Source organism: Microvirga flavescens, from assembly GCF_003290125.1.
Classification (GTDB): Bacteria; Pseudomonadota; Alphaproteobacteria; order Rhizobiales; family Beijerinckiaceae; genus Microvirga; species Microvirga flavescens.
The window spans coordinates 1-1,134 of the sequence record NZ_QMKH01000026.1 but is presented as its reverse complement, the minus strand read 5'-3'; the positions used below and the strand labels follow the sequence as shown (position 1 = coordinate 1,134).

The window sequence follows — 1,134 nt, the reverse complement described above, 5'->3', positions numbered from 1 at the left end:
CTTAAGCCGGGGTTGGTCTTCAAAGCCGCTGAACGCCGCTTAGATGAAGAACAGCTCCTTGACGGTGAAGTTCTTCAGCGCCTTGTTGTTGGTGAAGGTCGCAATCGCAACCCCCGCCTTGGCGCCATTGCCATCGGCATCGTAGTACAGGACGCGCTTCTGGCTGTCGTAGACGAAGTAGTCGTTGGCATCCTTCGCCGTGTCGATCGAGAAGAAGTCCGCCTTCATCTTGAGCGGCTTGGCCTCGGTGCCCTTCTTGATCGCGTTGTACAGGGCCTTGTTCGACTTGAAGAGGGCATTGTCGAGCCAGATCGAGTCGTCCTTGACGCTGTAGTCCTTGATCGTGTCCTTGTTCTTCGAGCCGAGCTTGGTGTCGAACACGAACGTGTCCTTGCCCTTGCCGCCGGTGAGCGTGTCGTTGCCGAGCCCGCCCCACAGGATGTCGTTGCCAAGACCGCCGCCAAGCTTGTCCTTGCCCGCGCCGCCCTTGAACACGTCGTTGGCGTCCGTTCCGAGGGTGAGCTCGGGATTGATGTCGACGACGTTGATGGTGACGGTCTTGTTGAAAATACCGCCGCTGGCATCTGTGACCTGAATGGTGAGGTTATGGAACTTCGCCTGTTCGTAGTCGATCTTGAAGCCGTTCTTCACCCGGAGCTGTTTGCCGACGATCTCGAAGCGGTCGTCAGGCGCGGTGAGCGCGTAGGAGAAGACATCCCCGGCATTGAGATCGCTGGCGGACAATTCGCCCACAACGGTGCCGTTGACCGCCAGTTCCTGGACGCTCATGAGACCCGGCTCGAGATTATGCGGAGCCGTGTTGCCGACAACCGACGCCACATGGATGTTGGTGTTGGTCACGCCCGTGGGATGGCTTGCGTCCTTGACGGTGATGGTGAAGTCCGTCGTCTCGGTCGAACCCACAGCCGCCGTCGGCCGGTCGGTCGGGTTGAAGACCAGGCCCTTGAGGGCCGCCGTCACTTCCGTCTCAGAGCCGACGATCGTGTAGGTGCCGCTGGTGAAGACGTTGCCGTCCTTGTCGGTCAGCGTTCCCTTCGCCTTGTCGAAGGTGACCGTCACGGTCAGCTCGTCCTTCTCCGTGTCCGTGATCGTCACATCCGCGAACGGGTTCAC

General features: G+C 60.0%; 1 protein-coding gene. It reads right to left on the bottom strand.

Annotated features, from left to right (window positions below; translation table 11 throughout):
• Positions 1–39: 39 nt before the first annotated feature.
• The coding region (locus tag DQW91_RS17300; protein ID WP_483466627.1) for a cadherin repeat domain-containing protein at positions 40–1,134 on the bottom strand (1,095 nt) is incomplete at its 5' end.